A 22,392-nucleotide genomic window follows, 5' to 3' on the forward strand; every position below is an offset into this window, starting at 1 on the left:
TATGTGTAATACCCGCTTAAAAGGGCGTATGATCTATTTTATCAAGTATCGATTCGAAAATCAAACCATTAAGGGGAGCCGTTGGCTCCCCTTTTTCAATTGTATATGCAATTTTTTTCAAGTGTGCATTGATCTATTTTTCGGCTGCTTGCGTAATAAATAGCGGTACGATATCGATCCCTTCGGAGGAAATCCGGACCAGGCCTTTATCCGACAAGCGGATTTCGGGAATGACGACAAGCGCCAGCAGCGACAGGGTCATAAATGCGTTGTTCAGCGGGCATCCGGCCGCGATCAGCGCTTGGCTGATTCCTTCCGACTGCCGGGCAACCGTTTCAAAAGGCTGGTTGGACATAATGCCGCCCACCGCCAACGGAAATTCGGACATGCTATCTTCGGTCAGCATGACCACGCCGCCCTGCATGTCCGCTACGAGATTGCCTGCACGGGCCATCAACTCATCATCATTGCCGATTACGGTCAGGTTGTGGCTGTCATGGGCAACGGTCATCGCAATCGCCGCAGGTTTCGTGAACCCGATCCCAGCGAGTATCCCGAGTGCATGTCCGCCATCTTTGCCATGACGCTCAAACACCGCCATTTTGCATAATCCGTCTGCCGGATCAAGCAGGACCGTATTGTTTTTCACATTCACCCATAAATGGCGTTCAATCGTCTCCACATGATTTTCGACGACTTCAATCGCACGTACCTCCGCTTTACCATCGGCAATCGGAGCCGAAATCGCAAAATCCCCTGCATGCAGCTTCCGCTCCATCTTTACCGTTTTCAAAGCCGATTCAGGAATCGGATAACGCTCCCAGTCCGCGGTCATCCGCCCGTTCTCCGCCACAACTTGGCCGGCGGCAATCGTCATGACCACGTTGACATCCGCCAAATTCCCGTCGAGCAGAATGATATCCGCATACGCTCCAGGAACGATGGCGCCGATATCCCGCGACAAACCGAAACGTTCGGCCGTATTGATCGTCGCCATCTGAAAGGCCGTAACCGGCTTAACCCCCTGCGCGATGGCATGACGGACGACGTAATTCATATGCCCTTCATTCATCAGCGACTCGGAACTCCGGTCATCGGTGACCAGAATCATCCGGCGCGTGTCAATTCCACCTTCGGTGTGGGACTTGATCGTCGCCGCAACATCATGCCAGGCCGAACCCTGCCGCATTTTGGCATACATTCCGAGCCGGATCCGTTCGATAACATCCTCTGCCGTAACGCATTCATGATCCCCGTTGATTCCGCTCGCGGCATACACCGGCAGACGCCAGTCATCCGCTTTCCAGGTGAAATGCCCGTCAGCGATTTTGCCTGCGCGCAGCGTCGCCTGAATTTCCCCGATCATTTTGTCGTCGCCGTAGACGACGTCCGGGAAATTCATCACCTCGCCAAGACCAATCATATCATCGCCCCAGCTTAGCGCTTCAGCGACCTCCTCAGGCCCGATCATTGCGCCGGTCGTTTCCAGCCCCGGATGCGTGGAAGGCACGCAGGAAGCGACTTGCATGTATGCAGCAAGCGGGGTTGATCTGGCTTCCTCCAGCATGAACCGCAGCCCGTCGAGACCCAGTACATTGGATATTTCATGCGCATCGAAAAATCCCCCTGTCGTCCCAAGAGGAAGAACGGCCCGAGCAAATTCCGTTGCCGTCATTTGCGTGCTTTCGATATGGCAGTGGCCGTCAAGCAGTCCCGGCGCGGCGTATTTTCCGCCTGCATCGATGATTTGCGTTGTCTCACCAACCGTATGGCTCACATCCCGTCCCACATATACGATCCGTTCGTTGCTCACCGCAATCGACATCCCCGGCAAGATCTCGCCGGATACCACATTCACCAAACGGACATTTTGAATGACCAAACTTGCTTTTTTATCTCCGCGCGCAGCTGCTACCAGCTCCGGCACTATTTCCGCGAAAGGTCTTCTTTCCCTTGCTGCTGTTTTCAACTGTAAGCCCTCCATCTCTCTTTTAAACATTCTCTGGTATCTCTCTACAAAACTTAATCACCATCATATAACCGCCGAGGATAAAAAATCAATTCTTTAAGGAATCTTAAGGTTTTCTTTCGAGGCAGTTAAACAGTCATGGCTATGATGTAATCAGATGTTTTGAAAAATAAAAGCGGGGTAGAATTCAAATGACAGTAAAAAACAAGAAAAAAAAGAGAGCGTACATATTCATGCTGCTCGTCATATTCGCAATCGTGCTGGCGGCTTCCACGACAATGATCCGGTTTCCATTATTTAAAATCGAAGCTTCTTCCGCCGTGCTTATGGATGTGAAGACGGGAAAAGTATATTATGAACATAACGCATCTACGGCGCTTCCTCCGGCCAGCATGTCCAAAATGATGACGGAACTGCTGGTGCTGAAGAATATTGCGGAAGGCCGCAATTCCTGGGACGAACCTGTAACGGCAAGCCGGTATGCCGCACGCGTGACGGGAGCCAAAATCGGACTTCGGCCCGGCGAAACGCTGCCGCTGCGCACGATGTTTGAGGCGATGGCGATCCATTCGGCCAATGATGCCACCATTGCGCTAGCAGAACATATCGGTGGAAGCGAGCAAGCATTCGTGACCGAAATGAACATGATGGCGCATGAGATCGGTTTATCGTCCAGAACCGTATTCGCTAACGCTACCGGCTTATCTTCGGACGATCTGAAGCCGTTCAAGTCTGCTGCGTCCGATGGGGAAACGGTCATGACCGCCAAGGACCTGGCCAGAATGGCGCGCTATTTGATCCAGACATACCCGGAGGTATTGAAAACAACAGATCAAACGGAATTGTACATCCCTGAAAAAAAATTAACCTTGCACACGACAAATGCCATGCTGCCTGGAGAAGTATTCGCTTATAACGGCAATGACGGCTTCAAAACGGGTTATACGGAGCGGGCGGGCTACTGCTTCACTGGTACCTCGGAAAGAAATGGCAAACGTTTTGTAGCCGTAGTAATGGGTTCCAAGAGTACCGACCAGCGTTTTGAGGCGGCTGCCAAAATGTTTGACTACGGTTTTGGCGTTCGCGGTGCGGGTATAAACGGATGGTTGAAGCAGGTGGTGCAGGCGATCCGTTAAAATTGCTTGGAGGATATGATATGAGAAACATACTGGTCGTTGACGACGACAAAGAAATTGCCAATCTGATTTCCATCTATTTGAAAAATGAAGGTTTCCAAATCGTTTGCGCCCATGACGGCGAAGAGGCGTTAAAGGTTCTGGATAGCTCCCCCGACCCTTTTGATCTCATCGTACTGGACGTTATGATGCCCAAAATGGACGGACTCGAAGTATGCAGACAAATCCGCGACAGAGCTTCCGTCATCCCGATTCTGATGCTCAGCGCCAAAACGGAGGACATGGACAAAATCCTCGGGCTGATGACCGGAGCGGATGACTATATGATCAAACCCTTCAATCCGCTGGAGCTGACCGTTAGAGTCAAAACGCTGCTGCGGCGCACGTTCCAATACAATACGGACACGCGCGGCTCCGATGATACGATCCTTCAAATCCAGGACGTTGAGATCAACCGCAGCACGCACCGGGTAACCGCAAGCGGCAACGACGTCCAGCTGACGGGACGGGAATTCGATATTTTGGGCCTGCTTGCCCAGCATCCAGGGCGGGTATTCAGCGCGGAAGAAATATTCCAGCGGGTATGGAAGGAAAAATATTACGTTTCCAACAATACGGTCATGGTTCATATCAGCAATCTCCGGGACAAGCTCGAAAAAGAGCTGGGTTATAAGCTGATTCAAACCGTGTGGGGAGTAGGTTATAAAATCGATGCGTAGTTTTTTTAATAAGCTGCAGTGGAAAATTATACTGTTGTTTTTTCTCAGCGTCGGGTTGGCGGTGGGTACGTTTTCGCTCCTGATACCTTTGCTTTCCGCAATTTATGACCGCTATCCGACCTTCCGCTATGCGACTAAACTTCACACGATCCGGTACGGCTTGTTCCGTATAAACGAAATCGCCAGCTTTCCAGTTTGGCAGGCCGTCATGGTTGCATTCCTGTTCATTTTCTATGTGCTGCTGCTCAGCTGGGGGACGACCCGCAAACTGACAAGCATCTTCAAAGGCGTAAAGCGGATGGAAGAAGGAAATATGGATGAACGGATCCGGGTCCGCTCCAATGACGAAATCGGCATGCTCGCCGACCAGATCAACACGATGGCCGAGCGGCTGCAAATCTCCCTGCAGGAGGAACGGATGGCCACACAGGCGAAAAATGAGCTGATCACCAACGTATCCCATGATTTGCGGACGCCGTTAACGTCTATTATCGGCTATCTAAGATTAATCGAAGAGGATAAGTACAAGGATGAAGTGGAGCTTAGATATTACGTCAATATCGCATATGAGAAGTCCAAACGCATGAACCGGCTTGTGAGCGACTTGTTCGATTATACTAGGATGGGCTTCGGCCAAATCCCGCTAAACAAGACATCCATTGATTTGGTGCAGCTGAGCGGCCAGTTAACGGCGGAATTCACCCTTCAGCTGAAAAACCACCAGATGGAAATCGAACTGTTCCCGCCGCAGGATAAACTTTGGATTTATGGGGACGGAGATAAAATCATGCAGGCATTTGAAAATCTGATCACCAATGCAATGCGCTACGGCAAAGAGGGCAAAAAAATTCACGTCCATGTTGCCAAGGAAAACGAAGAGGCCGTGGTGAGGGTTATTAATTTCGGTCCTCCGATTCCATCCATGGAATTGCCTTATATTTTCGACAGGTTCTATCGCGTGGAAAAATCGCGTTCCCTGGATACGGGCGGCGCCGGCCTCGGCCTGGCTATCGTCAAAAGCATTATCGAACTGCATGACGGCAGCATTACGGCAACCAGTTCTCCGCAACAAACCGAATTTATCGTTCGCCTTCCCCTAAGCGAAGTTAAACAGTGAAATAAGCCCATAAAGAGTATCGGAAAGAAGTCCGTCCCCTTCAAAGAGGGGCGCTTTTGCGGAGCAAAAGTACTGAGTGAAGCCTATGCTTCGATGCTTTAATTCCGAATACTTTGCGGGGACCCCAAAAATGAAATAACCCCACAAAGTGAGGGTCACTGGATATCATCGTGATTTCTAACGGACACAGCGGACGCTATAGAGGGAAATTTCGACCATCTTGATTTCTAACGGACACAGATGCAGCTATTTAGTGTAAAATGCCTCTTTTGGCGATGAATTGCAGCCAATAAGTGCTGTGGTGTCCGTTAGAATATGGAATTGGCTGTTTTAGGCCAATTAACGTCCGTGGTGTCCGTTAGAGGAACATGACTCAAAAGCGCTCCTCGTTTGCTGCTTAAAAGGCGGCCCCTATGCTCTGATGCTTATTCCAATTACTTGCAGGGGCCCAAAAAATTTATAAAATAACCCCACAAAGTAGAGCCTGTGCTTCGTTGCCTATTCCAATTACTTTGCGGGGACCCCAATTTTTGAAAAAGAGGCTTGCCCGCAGGGTTGTTAACCCGAAGGGTCAAGCCTCTCTTTTACTTCTTCAGCCATGACAACCACAACGCCTCGTCATCGGACTTATGGTAATGTTCGACGAGCCTGTTCAGCCGCTCCAACTGATAGCCATAATCGTACATGGTCGAAGCAACAATGGACAAACGCAAACTATGTTCCGCATGCGCTGCGGTATACGTCAGCACCTGTTGAAAAAACTCGTCGCTCTCCTGAAGCAGTTCATTGGCCTCGCAACTGTTTGGCTTCAGATTATCATCGAATTTGAGCAGCACATATTCATGAACTTTAATCAGCTTCTCGAGCTGCTGGTCAAACAGCGAGTCCATCTCTTCAGGCCGCTCCGACTGAAAATAATGCTCCTCTACCGCATCCAGCACCTCCCGGCCTTTTCGCAGCGTATTCAGCATCTGCTTGTACACCACAAGATGGCGGTTTTGGCTGAATTTCGGGCGCTTCATTTTTTTCTGCTCTTCTTCCAGCAGCTTGTATTTGTCCGATAGCGATTTAATGGAATCTTCCAGCGCTCTTTTTTTATCCCGGAAAACATTTTCCTTGATCTCATCCGAGATAGCCGTACGCATCAGCAGCGACATTTGAGCGAACGTGGTCTGAATCTGGCCTATAAACTGCACTTTCGGTTTCGGCGGAAACAGCAAAATATTAATCAAAAACGCGGATACGATGCCAATTAAGCTAAGTGAAAAACGCGTTAAGGCAAACTGCCATTGACCGGAAGCTTCCATTACGACGATGACGGTTACCAGCGTCAGGCCAATCGTATCCCCCATGTTTAGCTTCAAACAAATCATAATGACGATAATGCAAACGAGACCGACGGCAATAGGCTCATTGGAAAATACAAGGCCTGCAATCAAAGCCAAAACGGCCCCGAGCGTATTCGTCTGGATCTGGTCCAGAAAATATCGCCAGGAACGATAGATCGACGGCTGCATGGCGAATATGGCCGCCACAGCCGAAATAACCGGCGAGGATAAATGTAGCCACATGCTGATATATAAGGCGAGCGTGACGGCGATTCCCGTCTTCAACATACGTGCTCCGAATGTCAAGGCTGCATCTCCTCCATTCTTAAAGAAATCATTATATCATTAGCGCCTTTAAGGCGGCCTTTTATTTTCCTATACATGGGAATGTTACCCGTTGTTCTTCATACTCATGCAAATAAATACATTATGTTTTCTGAAATCAAGAAGTATGTTTTTTCCAAAAAGGCCCATAATAACTACAGAATATGAATGTATGACCATAACAGCAATGAGGTGACCAGATGAACAATTTCAATAAAACATTATTGGCAGCGGCCCTCTCCTGCATTTTGTATCACGGTGGGGGTTCCTTCGTTGATACGGCGAATGCGGCTTCCGGAACTCTGATGGTTGCTCCCGCAGAGGTGACTCCACCGGCGGAATCAGAAGAGCGGGACGAAATCAGGCATAAACCCCATGGACATCATGGCAGAAAATTCGTGCTTTTCAAAGATACGGCCGCTCTCCTAGATATGACTGAAAAAGATCTGAAAAATGAATGGAAAAAAGGCAAGTCACTTCAGCAGATCGCTAAGGAGAAAAAGAACTGGGACGCTGATGTTTTCGTGCAAAAACTCACTGCCGTTCAAAGCGCTAAACTCGACAATGCCGTTAAGGCAGGCAAAATGACGCAGCAGCAGGCGGATATGCTGAAGAAAAAGCTGCCTGGCTCGCTGAAGCGTTTCACCCAGCATAAATATGAGCCCAAACAGAACCGGCGATTGCCTGCCGCCCATTCAGAAATCTGAATTAACAATTCCGAAACGTTCAATTCCATAACCATATAAAAATCCTAACGGCAGCGTTAGGATTTTATTATTTCAGGATTTTGCAAAATTCGTTTCCATACTCTTCCCGCTTGTTGGATTTTCGCAAAATCCTTATTTAAGACGTTATGGCCGATCAAAAGTTATTTGCGCTTGTTCTTTTTCTTTTGCTGCTGATCGAGCAGCGGTTCCTTGTGATTGTTGACGGGCACGTCAAGCAGGTCCAACAGAAACATAAATACCGGCACGCCGAGAATCAAACCCCACACCCCAAAGAAATGCTCCGATACGATCAAAACCGCAAAGGTATAAAAAATGGGAAGATGCGTTTTGTCCGACATAAACTTCGGATTCATGACATAGGCTTCGAACGCATGCAGAACGGCAATCATAATGAGAACATAAATGACTTTCGTGACCCCGCCGATGCTAAATGCAATCGCGCAGAGCGGAACAAGCGAAATAATCACACCCATCACCGGTATGAGTCCAAGCAGGAAGATCATGATCCCGAGCGCAAACAGATTCGGAAAGCCCATAATCCATAAAAACAACGTCGAAAATAAGGCATTGATGACGGAAATCAAAAATTGTACTTCAATAACTTTCCCGAAGGAAAACGTAAACTTTTTGCAAAAGTAAGCCAGTTCATCATAGACGTAGGATAGCTTGCTTGAGTTGAATTTTTCCGTGAAATGCGTCACTTTCTCTTTTTCCAGCATAAAGAACAAACTCATAAGGATCGCAAGCGCGAAATTCAGGCTGAATTTGCCGACATTCGAAATCGTTTTGGACAAGAGGTCGTAACCTTGCTTGATATAAGCTACGAAATCGATCTTGTGGATATACTCCAGAATAAAATCCATTACCCTGTTATGGGTGAGATCCAGCGGATTGCTGTAAAAATAAATCACCTGGTTGATCAGCCCGTTCAGCTCGGAAATCAGCTTAGGCGCGTACTGGAGCGCCCCATAGGAAATTAACGCTACAAAAATAACATAAATCAGAATAAGAGCGATCTTTTGGCTGATGCCCATCCGGTTCGTAAAACGGCGGGTAACGGTGGAATGGGCCCGATTTACAAGATACGTAAGGATAAAAGTAATCAGGACCAGATTCATCATGCTTCTGAACAGGTACAGAAACAGGACAAAGAAAATGAGTACCACGCCTCTTTTTACGGCGGGAAGATGAAAAAACTCTTTTAATGACGTCATTGTTTTACGACCATACTCCTTTAATCTCTAAAGTTTCTCCCACATATTTTTGCATTAAAAACTTCCTATGACTTCATATTACGCGAGCGGAGTAATTAGATGCAAGTTATCATGCCTGTTAGCGGAAATTCATTTCACGAAAGACCATTTTCGGAAGCAGACGATACAAATCATGAGCCAAGTGGCACTCGCAGCATAACCTCCGATGACATCGCTCGGGTAATGAACCCCCAAATAAATCCGGCTGATCCCGATCAGAAGCGTCAGTGCGATGCCGGCCGTTATCATGGCGATTCTGCCCGCATACCGCGGGATATGCCTCCAAAGCAAAAACGTGATCGCCCCGTACAAAGCAAAGGCAGCCATGGAGTGGCCGCTTGGAAAGCTGAAACCCGTTATTTCAACCAAACGATGGGTGTTCGGTCTGGCCCGCTGGATGATATTTTTAAGGATTAAATTCCACAGCTCCGAGCCCCCTACGGTCACCAGAAACATAATCAGCTCGCGCCGATGTTTCAAGACAATCATCAGGAACAAAAAGACCACAACAAAAATCATGACAGACATCAGCGAGGAGCCGATAAAACTTAGAAATTTCATGAATGACGTCAGCCGATCATTTTCAAGTCCTTGCACTAGAGAAATGATCGCATCATCAAACCAAGCGATATTATTCGTAATAACCAGCAGCATAATCATGATAAAAATAACACCCGAAATGATACTGGTGATCACCAGCTTGTCGGGCCGGCCGCGCCGCAAATTCATTCAAAATCCCCCTTTTTAAATGCTACACGGGTTGACCGCCGCAGCTTCCGGATCGTTCTTCCGATCGTCCTTCCGACGCTTTCGCCGCTAAGAAGCGGTTCCACCCCTTCTCTGCTTAAGTTGTTGTCAATTACGAAGACAAACGGGCCATATTTATACAAGCTCATTTTGGCCTTTCACTATTATCCATAAACGCTGATGCTTTGTCACCTTTTAACATTATTTTTCCGGTTTCGCCCAAAACGCAAAGAAACAAGCACTGACTGCGCAGTGCTTGTTTCAGAGCGGTGTCTTGTTATGTAACAAGACCTTTGCAATATTCTAGAAACCTTTGTATTGCGGTTCTTCGTTTTCCAGCTGCTGAACTCTGCTTTCCACCTGCTGCACGATTTGTTGCGTTTGTTGTGCAGCGTTGGTGAACAGGTTTTTAGCCTCCTGGTTTTGCGTGCCGAGCGCAAACGTCTCCAAGCTTGCTTGAGCACTCTTCAGAGAAGCGAGAGTCGTTTTAACCTGAGATGCTACTGTCATGTCGGTCCCCACCTCCTTTGCGTCAAGTACGAATCATAATCTAACCTGCATGGGACGAAAAAATTCATAAAAATGATGAGCGATGCAAATAATTTGGTTATTCAGAACTGAAATGGGGGTTATGCTATGCCGGAATGGGTCGAGGTCATTGTCCGCACCCTGGCATCCATCATTGTGTTGTTTGGTTTGACCAAACTGCTTGGCAAAAGACAAATTTCCCAGCTTTCCTTCTTCGAATATATTACTGGGATTACGATCGGGGATCTGGCGGCATCGATATCGCTTAACATCAAGGAAGCCTGGTATTTGGGGATCATCTCTTTGACCGTATGGGTGCTCGTGTCGCTTGGCATCGAGTTTTTGCAGCTAAAAAGCAAAAAAGCGCGTGATTTCATCGACAGCAAAAGCACCGTTCTGATTAAAGACGGCAAAATCATGGAGGACAATCTGAAAAAAGAGCGTCTGACCAACGAGGAGCTTATGCAGCTGCTTCGAACCAAAAACGCCTTCAAAGCGGCCGAAGTGGAGTTTGCCCTCATAGAGCCGAACGGAGAAATCAACGTGCTGCTCAAAAAAGAATACCAGCCTCTTACGCCGACGCATCTGGGCATTAAAGTCGGTCCCGAGGCCGAACCGCAAACCGTCGTCTTGGACGGAAAAATCATGGACGAGCCGCTTGCAACCCTTGGACTTAACCGGAAATGGGTTCATACGGAACTCGAGAAGCTTGGCGTTTCTCTCGACAACGTTTATCTCGGCCAAGTCGATGCATACGGGCAGTTCTACGTCGATTTGTTCGACGACCAGATCAAGGTTCCCGAACCGCAGCAAAAAGCGACGCTGTACGCAGATTTGAAAAAATGCCAGGCGGATCTTGAAATGTTCGGTTTGTCCACGGACCAGCTCGAAGCCAAAACCATGTATGAGCAATGTTCCACGCAGCTCGAGCAGGTGATTTCTGACGTCAAACCGTTATTAACCCGTTAGGAGGGCATACATTTATGGTCAGCCAAAAGAAAAAAAAGCTTACCCCTGTGATGCAGGAATATCAGGAGCTTGCCAAAAAACGCGAGCCGAGCAAATTTGCCTTCAATAAATTGTGCAGAGCATTTCTAGTCGGCGGACTCATTTGCCTGCTTGGGCAAATCGTGCAGCAAATGTTCGTTCGTCTTGGAGGTTTTAGCGTAAAGGAAGCTTCCAGTCCAACCGTAGGCGTTCTCGTTTTGATTTCCGTCATCCTGACCAGCTTAGGGGTATATGATAAAATCGCCCAATGGGCCGGAGCGGGAACGGCGGTGCCGGTAACCGGATTTGCCAATGCCATGGCCTCGGCAGCCATCGAATACCGCAGGGACGGCATCGTGCTGGGACTGGGGGGAAGCCTCTTCAAAGTTGCCGGCCCGGTGATCGTATTTGGAACGGTTGCGGCTTTTGTCGTCGGCATCGCTTACGTTATTTTTAATCCCAACATCGTAGGAGGTTGAACCGCTTATGCTGAAAGGCCATCAGAGCTGGCTGTTTGAAAACAAACCTTCCATCCTCTCCACCTTTACGACGGTCGGCCCCTTTGAAGGGCAAGGCCCGCTGGCCGAAGATTTCGACATCATACACGCGGAGTTATATCTCGGACAGGATACCTGGGAAAAAGCCGAGAGGACGTTTCTTGAGGAAGCGGCCAAAATGGCGATCCAGCATGCCGGGTTGACCGAAGGCCAGATCCAGTTCCATTTCGGCGGCGACCTGATGAACCAGATTGTTTCGAGCAGCTTTGCCGCCCGCACGCTCGCAATCCCGTATCTCGGTCTGTTTGGGGCTTGCTCCACTTCGATGGAAAGTCTTGCCCTTGCCGCTTATGTCATTAATTCAGGCGGTGCGAAACATACGCTGGCCGCAACCTGCAGCCATAATGCAAGCGTGGAGAAGCAGTTCAGGTATCCGACCGAATATGGCTCGCAGAAGCCCCCAACCGCCCAATTTACGGTGACCGGGGCCGGGGCAGCCGTATTGGGCCAGCATGGGGATGGACCGTACGTCACCTCCGCTACGATCGGGCGGGTTGTGGATATGGGGATTACGGACCCGTTCAACATGGGGGCTGCCATGGCGCCTGCGGCGGTGGATACGATTCAGGCTCATTTCCGGGATCTTCAAATCGAACCCGGGTTTTACGACCTGATCGTCACGGGCGATCTGGCCAAGGTCGGATATGAAATCGCCAGCGATTTACTCAAAAAACATAACATCCCGATGCAGCAAACGACGTTCTCGGATTGCGGCATGATGATCTACGATTACGAAAAACAAAACGTGCAGGCCGGAGCGAGCGGCTGCGCCTGCTCCGCGGTTGTCACTTACGGTCATCTGCTGAACCGGATGCGCCGGGGCGAGCTGAATCGGATTTTGGTCGTCGCCACGGGAGCGCTTCTCTCCCCGCTTACTTTCCAGCAAAACGAATCGATCCCTTGCATCGCTCATGCGGTATCGATCGAACGCGAAAAATAAAATAACTGCACAAAGGGTATCGGAAAGAAGTCCGACGCCTCTCGTAGAGGGCGCTTTTGCGAAGCAAAAGTACGGAGTGACGTGAAGCCTTCGAAGCTTATTCCGATTACTTTGTGGGGCCCCCCGGAACTTTAACCCCACAAAGTGACGTATGGCATTCGAAGCTTATTCCGATTACTTTGCGGGGCCCCTGGAACTGGGCTGCTTGAAGTTTCTATTTTCTTATATCTAAGGCTGTATCCGGCTTCGGCTGGAGGCAGCCTCTTTTTTGCCGATTCTTAAAACAGCATTAAAATTTTTTCCCCACAATTAATTTCATCTTAAGGATTATTGCCGCCGAATCTGGTAAAGTGGTACGCATAAGTGTTATTGTTTATATCAAAGGAGGAATTAGATTTAATGTCAGAAAAAGAAAAAGACATATTAAACGAAGAAGACCTCGCATCTAATGAACAATCGGGGGGAAATGAAGGGCAAGCGGAGACGGAAATGAAGTCCGGCCAGTCCGCTGCTGAAACGCCTGTTCCTGAAAAAACAGAGAAGGAAACGAAGGCGCCTGCTCACCATAATGCCCAGGCTGCGGGTCCGAAAGCCGCACCCGTGCCGCCGACGCCAGCTCCCGCTTCGGGAAATAAATTGTGGATGGGCATCGCTTTAGTACTGGCAGTCGTGCTCGTGGTTGTATTGATTAAACCGCCATTCGGCAAAGGCGGAGGCAGCGAAACGGTAGCAACTGTCAACGGCGAGAAAATCACAAAGGACAAGCTTTACAATACCCTCGTCAAAGCCGGCGGCGCGCAAACGCTCGACGGCATCATTTCCGAGACGCTTGTGGACCAGGAAGCCTCCAAAAAAGGCATCAAAATTACGCAAGAAGACATCGACAAGGAAATGGCATTCTTCAAGAAAAACTATGGCAGTGAAGAAGAGTTTAAAGCTGCACTCGCTCAAAACGGTCTGACGGAAGAAGATTTCAAAGATCAAATGAACATGCAGGTTAAATTGCGCAAGCTGCTGGAACCTGAAGTCAAAGTCACGGATGAAGACGTGAAGAAATATTTCGAGGAAAATAAAGCATCCTTCGATACGCCAGAAGAAGTGAAAGCTTCCCATATTCTGGTCGCAACCAAAGAAGAAGCCGAAGAGATTCTGAAACAGTTGAAAAACGGCGCGGATTTCGCGACATTGGCCAAAGAAAAATCGACCGATCCAGGTTCCAAAGCCAAAGGCGGCGATCTCGGATACTTCGGCCGCAACATGATGTACAAAGAATTCGAAGATGCCGCATTCAAGCTGAAAGAAGGCGAACTCAGCGGCGTCGTCAAAACGCAAGCAGGTTATCACATCATCAAGAAAACCGGCTATAAAGCCGCACACACGGCCACTTTGGACGAGAAAAAAGCCGAAATCAAAGATCGTTTGATCTATCAGGAGATCATGCAAAAAGCTCCGACATGGCTGTCCGAAGTGAAAGCAAAAGCGAAGATCACCAACACCCTGGAAGAAGCCCAAAAGAAAAAAGAAGCTGACGCCAGCAAGCAGGACGCCGGCAAGAAAGAAAGCGGCAAATAAACAGTTGATTCAAAATAACCCCACAAAGAGTATCGGAAAGAAGTCCGACGCCTCTCACAAAGGGGCGCTTTTGCGGAGCAAAAGTACTGAGTGATGTGTAGCCTTTGAAGCTTATTCCAATTACTTTGAGGGGACCCCGGAAGTTTATACTTTCTGATATGTCAAGAAGAAGCGCCTACGTCGTTCTTTTAAGGACAGTAAGCGATTCTGCAAGAAATATAAGATCCGAGTATATGCGCAGCTTATACTTTCTTATATTTAAAAAAGGGAACTGTTTCATGGTTAGCCTGTTTAATACAGGCTGACTTTCTCCCTCAAATAAGAATCGAGTAGGAGGGGGTGACGAACCCCCGTCCTCTCACACCACCGTACATGCGGGTCCGCATACGGCGGTTCCAAAAGGTTAACGAAGTTCCAAATAACGAGAAAGCAGACTTTTCAGCCCTTTCGCTTCCCAATAGGATGTCGGAAGGGCGTTATTCATGTTTCGGGACATTTCCCAAGCTCCTCTGCGGGAGTTGGCCATGATGAAAGTGGCCCAGTCTGGCACGCCCAAGGCCCGGAGTTCTCGGATACGCGTACGTACTCGCTTCCATTGTTTCCATAGGCACATGCGCAATCTTCTTCGGATCCATTTGTCCAATCTCTCGTAGTGTTTCTGGGCTGAGGCCAGACGAAAGTAGCCCAGCCAGCCCATCAGATAGCGATTGAGACGAGCAATCCTCTCTTCCATCGCTATCGGGCGGGTGCGGCTTGTGAGCTCCCGGATCTTCTCCTTCAATCGGTGTATCGTCTTGGGGGCTAGTCGAATTGTAGCCTTCTTGTTCGACAGAAAACTAAAGCCAAGAAACTTACGGTTCCATGGCCGGTCCACCGCGCTCTTCTCCCGATTCACTTTCAGTTTTAGCTTTCCTTCTACATAGCGTGTCACCGACTCCATCACACGCTCTCCTGCTCGTTTACTCGCGACGAAGATATTACAGTCGTCCGCGTAGCGGACAAACCGCAATCCTCTCCGGTGAAGCTCTCGATCCAGATCGTCCAGCAGGATGTTGGCCAAGAGTGGACTGAGCGGACCACCTTGCGGCGTTCCTTCCTCGGTCTTTTGGCAAACTCCGTTTTCCATCGCTCCGGCACTCAGGTAAGCTCGGATCAGCTTCAACACTCGCTTGTCCTTCACCTTCCGTGCCACCTTGGCCATGAGCATATCATGATTCACCTGGTCAAAGAACTTCTCCAGGTCCAGATCTACGACCCATCTTCGGCCGCTTTGGATATAGTGCTGCGCTTGCTTCACTGCGTCATGAGCCCGCTTTCCGGGTCTAAAGCCGTAGCTGTACCACGAAAAGTGAGCATCAAACATCGGATTCATCACTTGTAGAAGCGCTTGCTGGAGGAAGCGGTCCATTACGGTCGGGATACCGAGCAGCCGTACGCCGCCTCCGGGTTTGGGGATTTCCACCCGTTTGACTGGCGCCGGCCGGTAGGTTCCCGCCAGAAGTTCAGCTTTCACCGTTTCCCAGTGAGTTTTCAGGTAAGCTTGTAGCTCGGCTACCGTTACACCGTCCACACCAGGACCTCCTCCGTTTTGGACCACCCGCTTGTAAGCGAGCCGAAGGTTATCTCCTTCGAGCATGTTCTCCAGCAGGTCGTTTTGGTCTTCGCGAGAGGAAGGGGCGACTTGTGCCGGTGAAGAGCTCGGCGCTCCAACATACCCTTGCGGCTTCACCGCTTCTCTCTGCTGGAAGCTCCCTTGCGGGATATTCGGCTGTCTTCGCTTTTCACTCGAACGCATCGGTTTCCTCTCTCCTTTCGGTTCGGCCCTTCCGTTTTCCGGTGTCCCGTACTCGCGTACTATGGCCTCTGCTGACTCCTGCGGGTTCAGCACAGCCTTTCGACTGTGGTTACGAAGTGACTTCGCATTTTTTTTTCTCCCGCAGGTCTCCCCAGATAAGAACGTCATCTTTCCGCCCGCGACCACTGGAGTTTACAGGAATAGCCTTTGGCGGCTTGGGATTTCGTTGTGTGAAGGCAACTCATCCGGCTATCCCTGCCTCGAATCCAGTTCGTGTACCTTGGCCCGTGCTTTTGCCTCCGGCTTCCTTCAGATTCTGCCTCGCGACAGACACCCTTGCCCTTGGCTAACGGTAGGCGCTCGCCAGCCCCCGTTCAGGACTTTCACCCTAGAGATGACGCCCATGCTGGGCGTACTCCCAAAAACGGGGACGCGCATTAATACGCCTCCCCGATTGAATTTCGTATCCCTTCGTGTTTTAAACCTCTAGAACACCCGCCGCAGGCGTAACGCCGAATGCCGCAGCCAATTCCGACAGATCCCGGTCGGTTATCGCCTGCTTGATGCCGCGTCCGGCCGCCAGCATGTAAACCTGCGCCGCCTTTTCCACCGTCTCGATCAGACCGAAGGTTTCATTCATCGTCGATCCAGTCCCGAAAATGCCGTGATGCGGCCAAATGACCACCCGTCCGCTTTGCATCTTCTCCGCCGTTTTTCGGCCGATTTCCGCGCTGCCCGGAACCATCCATGGCAGCATGCCTACTCCTTCGGGAAATACGACGATACATTCGGTGCACATTTGCCAAAGTGTTTTTGTGAATTTTTTCTCATCCAGATCATGAACAAATGTCATGGCAATCACATTCGTGGTATGGGTATGCATCACGACCCTGTGGCTTGGATCCGCCTTCAGCCGCTCGATATGGCTCATAAAATGCGAAGCAAGCTCGCTCGTCGGCAGCGCATTGCCTTTAAATCCCCATAACACATTTACATGCTCCCCATCGGACGCCACGCGAATGACTCCCAGATTCGTTTCCGGATCGGAAATGACATTTTTAAAATATTTGCCCGATCCGGTGACAATGAAGATTTTTCCGGCTAGCTCGGGAACCGGAAAAGACAATGCGATTACACGGCTGCCTCCGTCCAAGTTCAGATAAGGACTTACCTCCTCCTCATCTAAAATGCGGCTGATATTCCCGCCATTGCGCTCATCCCAGCCCAATTGCCACATATGATACGTCATTTCCGCCATCTCCCGGATAAAAGGGATTTCAAGTGCCGGAAGATCACGGTTCAATTCCAGAGTCGATGTACCCACAGCTAGCCTCTCCTTTAATATAATCTGTGTTTTCACCCTCATCGTACTCTGATCGCAAAGAATAGTCAACAAAAACAAACATAATCTATATTGTTTTATTTTTGTTTATGTACTTTTTATGTCCGTTTTATCATTAAAAATATTTCTTGTTATACAAATAAAGATTGACAAATACAGGAATTTTAATTATATTATTAACAATTTCATTCGATGTACGGCTTACGAAGAAGCACCCGTAAGAGAAGGCAGTCAGCCTTTCTTTGCGGGTGCTTTTTTGTCGTCGTATGTGACTGAAGCCGTTCTTCCATTTTCAATGCAAAGGAGCATGTTCATGAAACTGTTCAAAAATCCTATTCTCGCCGTCCTGCCTTTTATCATCGCGCTGTCTCTAGTCTCGTCCCTACCTGTTCGAGCCGCCGCTTCCATGCAGTGGTCCTCCGCCCAACAAGCCGCCGTTGACCGCGCCACTGCAGCAGACAGCGCCCTCCGCAGCAAACTGGGCTCGCTGTACAGCAGTTTTACCGCGCTGCAAAACCAGCTGCAGCAAACGGATCAAAGCATCAACACGCTGCATTACCAAAACGAAGAACTGAAATCCGCTTTGACCAAGCAAGTTAAAACAATTGATGCGGATAAAATATCCAAACTGGAACAGGCGCTGAAGCAGGCCAAAGACAAATATAAACCCCTTATGTCCGCATATACGGCGCTTAATCAGCAAATCAAGTCAGCAGGCAAGCTCAAAAACAAGCAGCTTAGTTCCATGTTAAAAGCCCAAGCCGACACGGTTAAAATAGCCGTGCAAATCGCAAAAGCGGATATTAAAAACAAGGAGCAGGCGCTTGCCGCGGCCAAATCCAAACGAAGCGCCTCCCAGAAAAGGATCCGCGCGATCCTTTCGGGCGCCGATCCGCTCCGGATCAAAATCAAAGCCGAAAAAAGCACCGCAGCCAGCCTTAATAAAAACATCAGTCCGATGTGGAGAGGGGTAACCCAATCCGTCAAAAGCGGAGATGCGAGAAAAATCCACAATGACCTGAACACCCTGGTTTCGCAGCTCCGGCAAATCCAAACACAAAAGCAGAAAATTCTCGCCCTTGAAAACCAGATCAGCAGCATACTGCAAAACGCCAAATCACAGTTGGCACAATTGAAATGAGCTAGTGAATTCAAAATTACGGAGCGCCAAGTGGCGGTGCTTCGTCCGCTGCTCATGTTTGAAATGAGTCGTTGAACCACGCCCCCTGGCAACCTCGGAAAGTTTGTATTGCGGTTCAAACCAGATTTTGGTATGATGGATACCTTCTCACTCGTTCGCCTTGACTGAAGTTGACGGATCCGTCACCGCAAAACTTATCGGAGGTGTTCAATGCTTTATTTCACTTTGGCTTCAAAAGCTTATGCCCGCAATTTGCATTACCGCGGCGCCCACATGCTGCACAATGTCGCAAGCGCTCTCTTTGGCTATCTTTACGCTTGCATCTGGATCGGGATCGGACAGGACCGCCCGCTTGGAGAATACGGCGTGCACGGCATGGTCGGCTACATTGCTTTCACGCAGGCCTCGCTCTGGGTCAGCGGGTTCACTACCAATGGGCTTGGCATTCCGCAAGCCGTCAGGACAGGCCAAATCTCGCTTGATTTAATGCGGCCCGTCCATTTATTCGTCATGTGCATGTGCAGGGAATGGGGACAAATCGCTTATCAGTTCGTCTATAAATCCATCCCTATCTATTTCCTGTACATCGTTGCGTTCCGCCTTACGTTGCCGGACCGCTGGACAACGCTATTGTATTCGCTGATCGCCCTGGCCGCGGCCGCCTATATGTCCATCTGCATCAACTACATCATCGGCGTCACGGCGCTTTGGACCACGGAATCAAACTGGCTGTATTGGGGCAATCATGCACTCATCAATTTGCTTGCCGGTTTTTTTATCCCGGTCGAATGGCTGCCGTCTTGGCTGCAGACGGTGAGCTGGCTGTCTCCTTATCCCTATCTGCTGTACGTCCCGACCCGGATTTATCTCGGGTATGAACAAGCGGGCCGGTTGCTGGGCTCATTCGTTTGGTGCGCTCTCTTTACGCTGCTTTGCCTGCTCGTTACGGTCATTGTCAGACGGAAAGTGGAGGTGCAGGGCGGATGACAATCAAATATTGGCTGGGTTTGTACGCCGTGCTGATCCGTTCGAGCGTCCGAAGCGGCATGCAGTACAAATTCAATTTTATTCTAGGCACGATCCTTGCCGCGTTGGTCCAGTTTGCCGAATTTCTGATGATCGCGATTGTCCTGAACAAATTCGGCGCCATCAAAGGCTGGTCATTGCATGAAGTAGGTTACCTCTTTGCCGTCATGACTTTGTCCAAAACGCTGTACCGCATGCTGGCAAACGATGTCCATCATCTCGAAAAATATTTGACGACAGGGGAACTCGATCAGCTGCTGACCCGTCCGGTTCCGATTTTGCTTGCGCTCATGTCGCAAAATTTCCGCCTGATGCCGGCCGAACTTCTGCAGGGAAGCACGATTCTTTTCTGGTCATTGCACGGCCTTCACGCCAGCGGCCAAATCACGTGGATCGCTCTGCCATATACGCTTCTGGCGATCGTCGCCGGATCCGTGATCCTTTTCTCCATCGGGCTTGCTACCGCTGCGGTTGGCTTCTGGATGACGCGGATCAACGAGCTGCAAACGCTTACGGAGGATTCCGCACAGACAGCCGCCCGCTATCCGCTTGCCATTTATCCGGCCTGGCTCCGGTCCATTCTGCTCATCGTGATTCCCGTCGGCTTTGTCAATTATGTCCCTTCCCTGTTCATTTTGCGCGGAGAATACGGGCCTTGGCTGATGCCTGCCATCGCGCTTGTCGCAGGCATCGTTTTCTGCCTGGCCATGAAGTTTTGGAAGTTCGGACTCTCGCGTTATCAAAGTACGGGAAGCTAAAAATGCATGTTCAAAAGGGGCGGTTTTCAGCACCGAGAAACGATCTCTAAAAAGAAAGGGGATTTCAAGATGCAGCAAGCGCAAGCCATGATTGAAGTGAAAGGACTAAATAAGCAGTTCCGGACGCCTGTCGTCAAGGAGGGCCGTTTCGCCGGGCTCCGCACCTTGTTCACCAGGGAATACCGTTTAAAAGAGGCGGTAAAAGATATCAACTTTACGATTGGAAAAGGGGAATTCGTCGGGTATATCGGCCCGAATGGAGCCGGCAAATCCACTACGATCAAAATGCTGACCGGGATTCTTCATCCATCCTCGGGCGAGGTGAAGATTAACGGGATCAACCCCCATAAACAGAGGCGGCAGGTCGCCAAACGGCTGGGCGTCGTGTTTGGGCAGCGCAGCCAGTTGTGGTGGGATCTGCCGGTTAAGGATTCATATGATATTTTGGCCCATATGTATAAAGTCGCTCCTGCCGACAAAGAAAAGAGGCTGGCAGAGCTTGGTGAACTGCTGGAATTGAAGGAATTCTGGTTGACACCGGTCCGCAAGCTGTCCCTCGGACAGCGAATGCGCGCCGATATCGCCGCCTCCATGCTGCATGATCCGGATGTTCTGTTCCTGGATGAACCGACCATCGGCCTGGACGTGACGGCTAAGCGCAGCATCCGCGGATTTTTGAAGCGGTTGAACCATGAATATGAGAAAACGATTTTGCTCACCACCCATGACATGGATGACATTGAACAGCTGTGCGAGCGGGTCATGGTGATTAATCACGGGGAACTCAGCTATGAGGGAACGATCCCGCATCTGCGGGACAAAATCGGACTGCCGACAGTCATCCGTATTGCATTCCATGGCGATTACCGGCTGCCTGTCCCGGAAGGCTGCCTTTTCCCGGCCGAACTGGTGCTGGATGGTGACCAGACGTTTCGGATCGTGGAAGCAGGCGGGCAAGAAGTGCGGATTGAAGCAAACAGGCAGCAGGTCAAAGCGATGGATATCCTGCGGATCGTCAGCGATTGGGGCGAGGTTGCGGATATTCATATGGAGGAACCGGATTTCGAGGATATCATACATCGGGTATATTAACCCTAGTAGGATAACCCCACAAAGAGTATCGGAAAGAAGTCCGACGCCTGAAGGGCGCTTTTGCGAAGCAAAAGTACTGAGTGACGCGCGGCCTTCGAAGCTTACTCCGATTACTTTGCGGGGGCCCCGGGATTGTGCAAATCATGGGGCTGCACCGAATGCAGCCCCGTTTTTTTCATTCACATCACACATGCAGCAGCGTTTGGGCGGACGGATGTTTCACCGCCTCAAAATGATTGCGGAGCCCGTTTAGAAATACAATTTTGCCGCAAGAACCGCTGTTCATCAGCGCGAAGGCTTCCTCAAAACGGTCCAGCGAGCAGGTATGCGTCACCAGCTTGCCGAGGCCCAGATCTCCGTTGCGCAGCAAACCTTTCAGTTGATGCCAGGTTTCGTCCATCCTGCGGCCGGTGATCCCCTCAACCCGCAAGGCTTTGAAAATGATCTGACCCATGTCGAGCGCCACATCTTCTGCAGGAATGCCAAGCAGTGAGACCCGGGCTGCGCGTCCTGCCGCTTCGAATCCATCCCGGATCGCTCCCGGATGCCCCGACATTTCCAGCACGACCTCCGCCCCTTCGCCTCCCGTTACGTCTCGAACCAGCTCCGGGAGACTCGCTTTGGAGCTGTTAATGACGATATCCGCTCCCATCCGGTGGGCCATGCCCAGCCGATAAGGATGCACATCCGCCGCCATCACAAGACCGGCCCCGCACGCCTTGGCGACCGAGATCGCCATAAGCCCGATCAACCCCGCTCCCACGATCAATACCGATTTGCCCACAATATCCCCGGCAAGCACCGTGTGAACGGCATTGCCCAAAGGATCCTGCAAACTGGCCAGCTCATGCGGCATATCCGGATCGTTGCGAATGATATTGTCCGCCTTCACGACCGCATACTCTGCGAAGCATCCCGGGGCGGTAATCCCGAAGCTGCGGGTGTTGCGGCATACATGTTTATTTCCGGTGCGGCATGCTTTGCAGTTTCCGCATACCATATGCCCCTCGGCCGACACATGATCGCCGATTCGGATATGGCCGGCCCACTCCCCCGTTTTCACTACGATCCCGGAAAATTCATGGCCGAATACGTTTCCGGTCACCACCGATTTTTCAGCCCAAGCATCCCAGTTATAGATATGTAGATCCGTACCGCAGATGGAGCTTGCTTTGACCTGTACCAAAACTTCATCCGGACCGATGATTGGCAGCGGAACTTCTTTAAGCACTGCGCCGGGAGCCCGCTGCTCCTTGACCAGCCCGATCATCGTTTTTTGCATTATTAGGCCGCCTTCCTTTTAAATGTTTGGATTTCGTTTCAAATATGCTGC

General features: G+C 50.1%; 20 protein-coding genes. 12 read left to right on the forward strand and 8 right to left on the reverse strand.

Features of this window, described 5'->3' with window-relative positions; all coding sequences use genetic code 11:
* Positions 1-133: 133 nt before the first annotated feature.
* On the reverse strand, positions 134-1,969 hold the full coding sequence (locus L6442_RS23065; RefSeq protein WP_373871815.1) for an adenine deaminase: 1,836 nt from the start codon (positions 1,967-1,969) through the stop codon (positions 134-136).
* 191 nt (positions 1,970-2,160) lie between these two features.
* Between L6442_RS23065 and L6442_RS23070 the strand changes: the two genes are divergently transcribed.
* The 3 genes from L6442_RS23070 to L6442_RS23080 are packed head-to-tail and all read left to right on the forward strand — an operon-like array spanning position 2,161 to position 4,941.
* On the forward strand, positions 2,161-3,105 hold the full coding sequence (locus L6442_RS23070; protein ID WP_212978847.1) for a D-alanyl-D-alanine carboxypeptidase family protein: 945 nt from the start codon (positions 2,161-2,163) through the stop codon (positions 3,103-3,105).
* A gap of 20 nt (positions 3,106-3,125) precedes the next feature.
* On the forward strand, positions 3,126-3,824 hold the full coding sequence (locus L6442_RS23075; protein WP_212978848.1) for a response regulator transcription factor: 699 nt from the start codon (positions 3,126-3,128) through the stop codon (positions 3,822-3,824).
* Positions 3,817-4,941, forward strand: a complete 1,125-nt coding sequence (locus tag L6442_RS23080) for a sensor histidine kinase (protein WP_212978849.1) — start codon at positions 3,817-3,819, stop codon at positions 4,939-4,941. The genes L6442_RS23075 and L6442_RS23080 overlap by 8 nt, the downstream gene beginning before the upstream one ends.
* A gap of 584 nt (positions 4,942-5,525) precedes the next feature.
* Here L6442_RS23080 and L6442_RS23085 read toward each other — a convergent pair.
* The gene (locus L6442_RS23085; protein ID WP_194231119.1) at positions 5,526-6,575 is read right to left on the reverse strand and encodes an aromatic acid exporter family protein; all 1,050 of its coding nucleotides are present in this window, start codon (positions 6,573-6,575) and stop codon (positions 5,526-5,528) included.
* A gap of 218 nt (positions 6,576-6,793) precedes the next feature.
* On the opposite strand from L6442_RS23085, the gene L6442_RS23090 reads away from it, so the two are divergent.
* Entirely contained in the window at positions 6,794-7,300 is a 507-nt protein-coding gene (locus L6442_RS23090) for a hypothetical protein (RefSeq protein WP_212978850.1), read from the forward strand.
* Positions 7,301-7,461: 161 nt separating this feature from the next.
* Here the strand turns inward: L6442_RS23090 and L6442_RS23095 are convergent, their stop codons facing one another.
* The 3 genes from L6442_RS23095 to L6442_RS23105 all read right to left on the reverse strand — a co-directional run bounded on the left by L6442_RS23095 (position 7,462) and on the right by L6442_RS23105 (position 9,831).
* Positions 7,462-8,535 (reverse strand): AI-2E family transporter, encoded by a 1,074-nt coding sequence (locus L6442_RS23095; protein WP_212978851.1) that lies wholly within the window; start codon positions 8,533-8,535, stop codon positions 7,462-7,464.
* Between the two features lie 129 nt (positions 8,536-8,664).
* On the reverse strand, positions 8,665-9,303 hold the full coding sequence (locus L6442_RS23100) for a phosphatase PAP2 family protein (protein WP_212978852.1): 639 nt from the start codon (positions 9,301-9,303) through the stop codon (positions 8,665-8,667).
* 321 nt (positions 9,304-9,624) lie between these two features.
* Entirely contained in the window at positions 9,625-9,831 is a 207-nt protein-coding gene (locus tag L6442_RS23105) for a DUF1657 domain-containing protein (protein WP_194231123.1), read from the reverse strand.
* 126 nt (positions 9,832-9,957) lie between these two features.
* Between L6442_RS23105 and L6442_RS23110 the strand changes: the two genes are divergently transcribed.
* The 4 genes from L6442_RS23110 (at position 9,958) to L6442_RS23125 (ending at position 13,905) form a co-directional block, all read left to right on the forward strand.
* Complete coding sequence (locus tag L6442_RS23110; protein ID WP_194231124.1) at positions 9,958-10,818, forward strand: DUF421 domain-containing protein; 861 nt, start codon at positions 9,958-9,960, stop codon at positions 10,816-10,818.
* A 14-nt stretch (positions 10,819-10,832) separates the two neighbouring features.
* Entirely contained in the window at positions 10,833-11,315 is a 483-nt protein-coding gene (spoVAC, locus tag L6442_RS23115) for a stage V sporulation protein AC (protein ID WP_212978853.1), read from the forward strand.
* 7 nt (positions 11,316-11,322) lie between these two features.
* Positions 11,323-12,333 (forward strand): stage V sporulation protein AD, encoded by a 1,011-nt coding sequence (spoVAD, locus tag L6442_RS23120; protein WP_212978854.1) that lies wholly within the window; start codon positions 11,323-11,325, stop codon positions 12,331-12,333.
* A 399-nt stretch (positions 12,334-12,732) separates the two neighbouring features.
* Positions 12,733-13,905 carry a peptidylprolyl isomerase gene (locus L6442_RS23125; protein ID WP_212978855.1) on the forward strand — a complete coding sequence of 391 codons (1,173 nt, stop codon included), beginning with the start codon at positions 12,733-12,735 and terminating at the stop codon, positions 13,903-13,905.
* Between the two features lie 403 nt (positions 13,906-14,308).
* Here L6442_RS23125 and ltrA read toward each other — a convergent pair whose 3' ends face one another.
* The gene (gene ltrA / locus L6442_RS23130) at positions 14,309-15,700 is read right to left on the reverse strand and encodes a group II intron reverse transcriptase/maturase (RefSeq protein WP_237100052.1); all 1,392 of its coding nucleotides are present in this window, start codon (positions 15,698-15,700) and stop codon (positions 14,309-14,311) included.
* 478 nt (positions 15,701-16,178) lie between these two features.
* A complete protein-coding gene (rhaD, locus tag L6442_RS23135; RefSeq protein WP_272880273.1) occupies positions 16,179-17,024 on the reverse strand; it encodes a rhamnulose-1-phosphate aldolase in 846 nt (281 codons plus the stop codon).
* 331 nt (positions 17,025-17,355) lie between these two features.
* On the opposite strand from rhaD, the gene L6442_RS23140 reads away from it, so the two are divergent.
* The 4 genes from L6442_RS23140 (at position 17,356) to L6442_RS23155 (ending at position 21,059) form a co-directional block, all read left to right on the forward strand.
* Positions 17,356-18,183 (forward strand): hypothetical protein, encoded by an 828-nt coding sequence (locus L6442_RS23140; protein ID WP_212979662.1) that lies wholly within the window; start codon positions 17,356-17,358, stop codon positions 18,181-18,183.
* Between the two features lie 210 nt (positions 18,184-18,393).
* The gene (locus tag L6442_RS23145) at positions 18,394-19,170 is read left to right on the forward strand and encodes an ABC transporter permease (RefSeq protein WP_212979663.1); all 777 of its coding nucleotides are present in this window, start codon (positions 18,394-18,396) and stop codon (positions 19,168-19,170) included.
* Positions 19,167-19,967 carry an ABC transporter permease gene (locus L6442_RS23150; protein ID WP_212979664.1) on the forward strand — a complete coding sequence of 267 codons (801 nt, stop codon included), beginning with the start codon at positions 19,167-19,169 and terminating at the stop codon, positions 19,965-19,967. The genes L6442_RS23145 and L6442_RS23150 overlap by 4 nt, the downstream gene beginning before the upstream one ends.
* 87 nt (positions 19,968-20,054) lie before the next feature.
* Positions 20,055-21,059: an ABC transporter ATP-binding protein gene (locus tag L6442_RS23155; protein WP_212979746.1), complete on the forward strand. Its 1,005-nt coding sequence runs from the start codon at positions 20,055-20,057 to the stop codon at positions 21,057-21,059.
* Positions 21,060-21,243: 184 nt separating this feature from the next.
* Here the strand turns inward: L6442_RS23155 and tdh are convergent, their stop codons facing one another.
* Complete coding sequence (gene tdh / locus L6442_RS23160; RefSeq protein ID WP_212979665.1) at positions 21,244-22,341, reverse strand: L-threonine 3-dehydrogenase; 1,098 nt, start codon at positions 22,339-22,341, stop codon at positions 21,244-21,246.
* Positions 22,342-22,392: the final 51 nt, after the last annotated feature.

Source organism: Paenibacillus azoreducens, assembly GCF_021654775.1.
In the GTDB taxonomy this organism is placed as follows: Bacteria; Bacillota; Bacilli; order Paenibacillales; family Paenibacillaceae; genus Paenibacillus_AQ; species Paenibacillus_AQ azoreducens.

Excerpts from the sequence above, each read along its gene's own strand:
- tdh (WP_212979665.1), bottom strand. The coding sequence starts at position 22,341 with ATGCAAAAAACGATGATCGGGCTGGTCAAGGAGCAGCGGGCTCCCGGC.
- spoVAC (WP_212978853.1), top strand. The coding sequence starts at position 10,833 with ATGGTCAGCCAAAAGAAAAAAAAGCTTACCCCTGTGATGCAGGAATAT.
- L6442_RS23150 (WP_212979664.1), top strand. The coding sequence starts at position 19,167 with ATGACAATCAAATATTGGCTGGGTTTGTACGCCGTGCTGATCCGTTCG.
- L6442_RS23100 (WP_212978852.1), bottom strand. The coding sequence starts at position 9,303 with ATGAATTTGCGGCGCGGCCGGCCCGACAAGCTGGTGATCACCAGTATC.
- L6442_RS23095 (WP_212978851.1), bottom strand. The coding sequence starts at position 8,535 with ATGACGTCATTAAAAGAGTTTTTTCATCTTCCCGCCGTAAAAAGAGGC.
- L6442_RS23105 (WP_194231123.1), bottom strand. The coding sequence starts at position 9,831 with ATGACAGTAGCATCTCAGGTTAAAACGACTCTCGCTTCTCTGAAGAGT.
- ltrA (WP_237100052.1), bottom strand. The coding sequence starts at position 15,700 with ATGCGTTCGAGTGAAAAGCGAAGACAGCCGAATATCCCGCAAGGGAGC.
- spoVAD (WP_212978854.1), top strand. The coding sequence starts at position 11,323 with ATGCTGAAAGGCCATCAGAGCTGGCTGTTTGAAAACAAACCTTCCATC.
- L6442_RS23080 (WP_212978849.1), top strand. The coding sequence starts at position 3,817 with ATGCGTAGTTTTTTTAATAAGCTGCAGTGGAAAATTATACTGTTGTTT.
- L6442_RS23145 (WP_212979663.1), top strand. The coding sequence starts at position 18,394 with ATGCTTTATTTCACTTTGGCTTCAAAAGCTTATGCCCGCAATTTGCAT.
- L6442_RS23110 (WP_194231124.1), top strand. The coding sequence starts at position 9,958 with ATGCCGGAATGGGTCGAGGTCATTGTCCGCACCCTGGCATCCATCATT.
- L6442_RS23125 (WP_212978855.1), top strand. The coding sequence starts at position 12,733 with ATGTCAGAAAAAGAAAAAGACATATTAAACGAAGAAGACCTCGCATCT.
- L6442_RS23140 (WP_212979662.1), top strand. The coding sequence starts at position 17,356 with ATGAAACTGTTCAAAAATCCTATTCTCGCCGTCCTGCCTTTTATCATC.
- L6442_RS23090 (WP_212978850.1), top strand. The coding sequence starts at position 6,794 with ATGAACAATTTCAATAAAACATTATTGGCAGCGGCCCTCTCCTGCATT.
- L6442_RS23075 (WP_212978848.1), top strand. The coding sequence starts at position 3,126 with ATGAGAAACATACTGGTCGTTGACGACGACAAAGAAATTGCCAATCTG.
- L6442_RS23070 (WP_212978847.1), top strand. The coding sequence starts at position 2,161 with ATGACAGTAAAAAACAAGAAAAAAAAGAGAGCGTACATATTCATGCTG.
- L6442_RS23155 (WP_212979746.1), top strand. The coding sequence starts at position 20,055 with ATGATTGAAGTGAAAGGACTAAATAAGCAGTTCCGGACGCCTGTCGTC.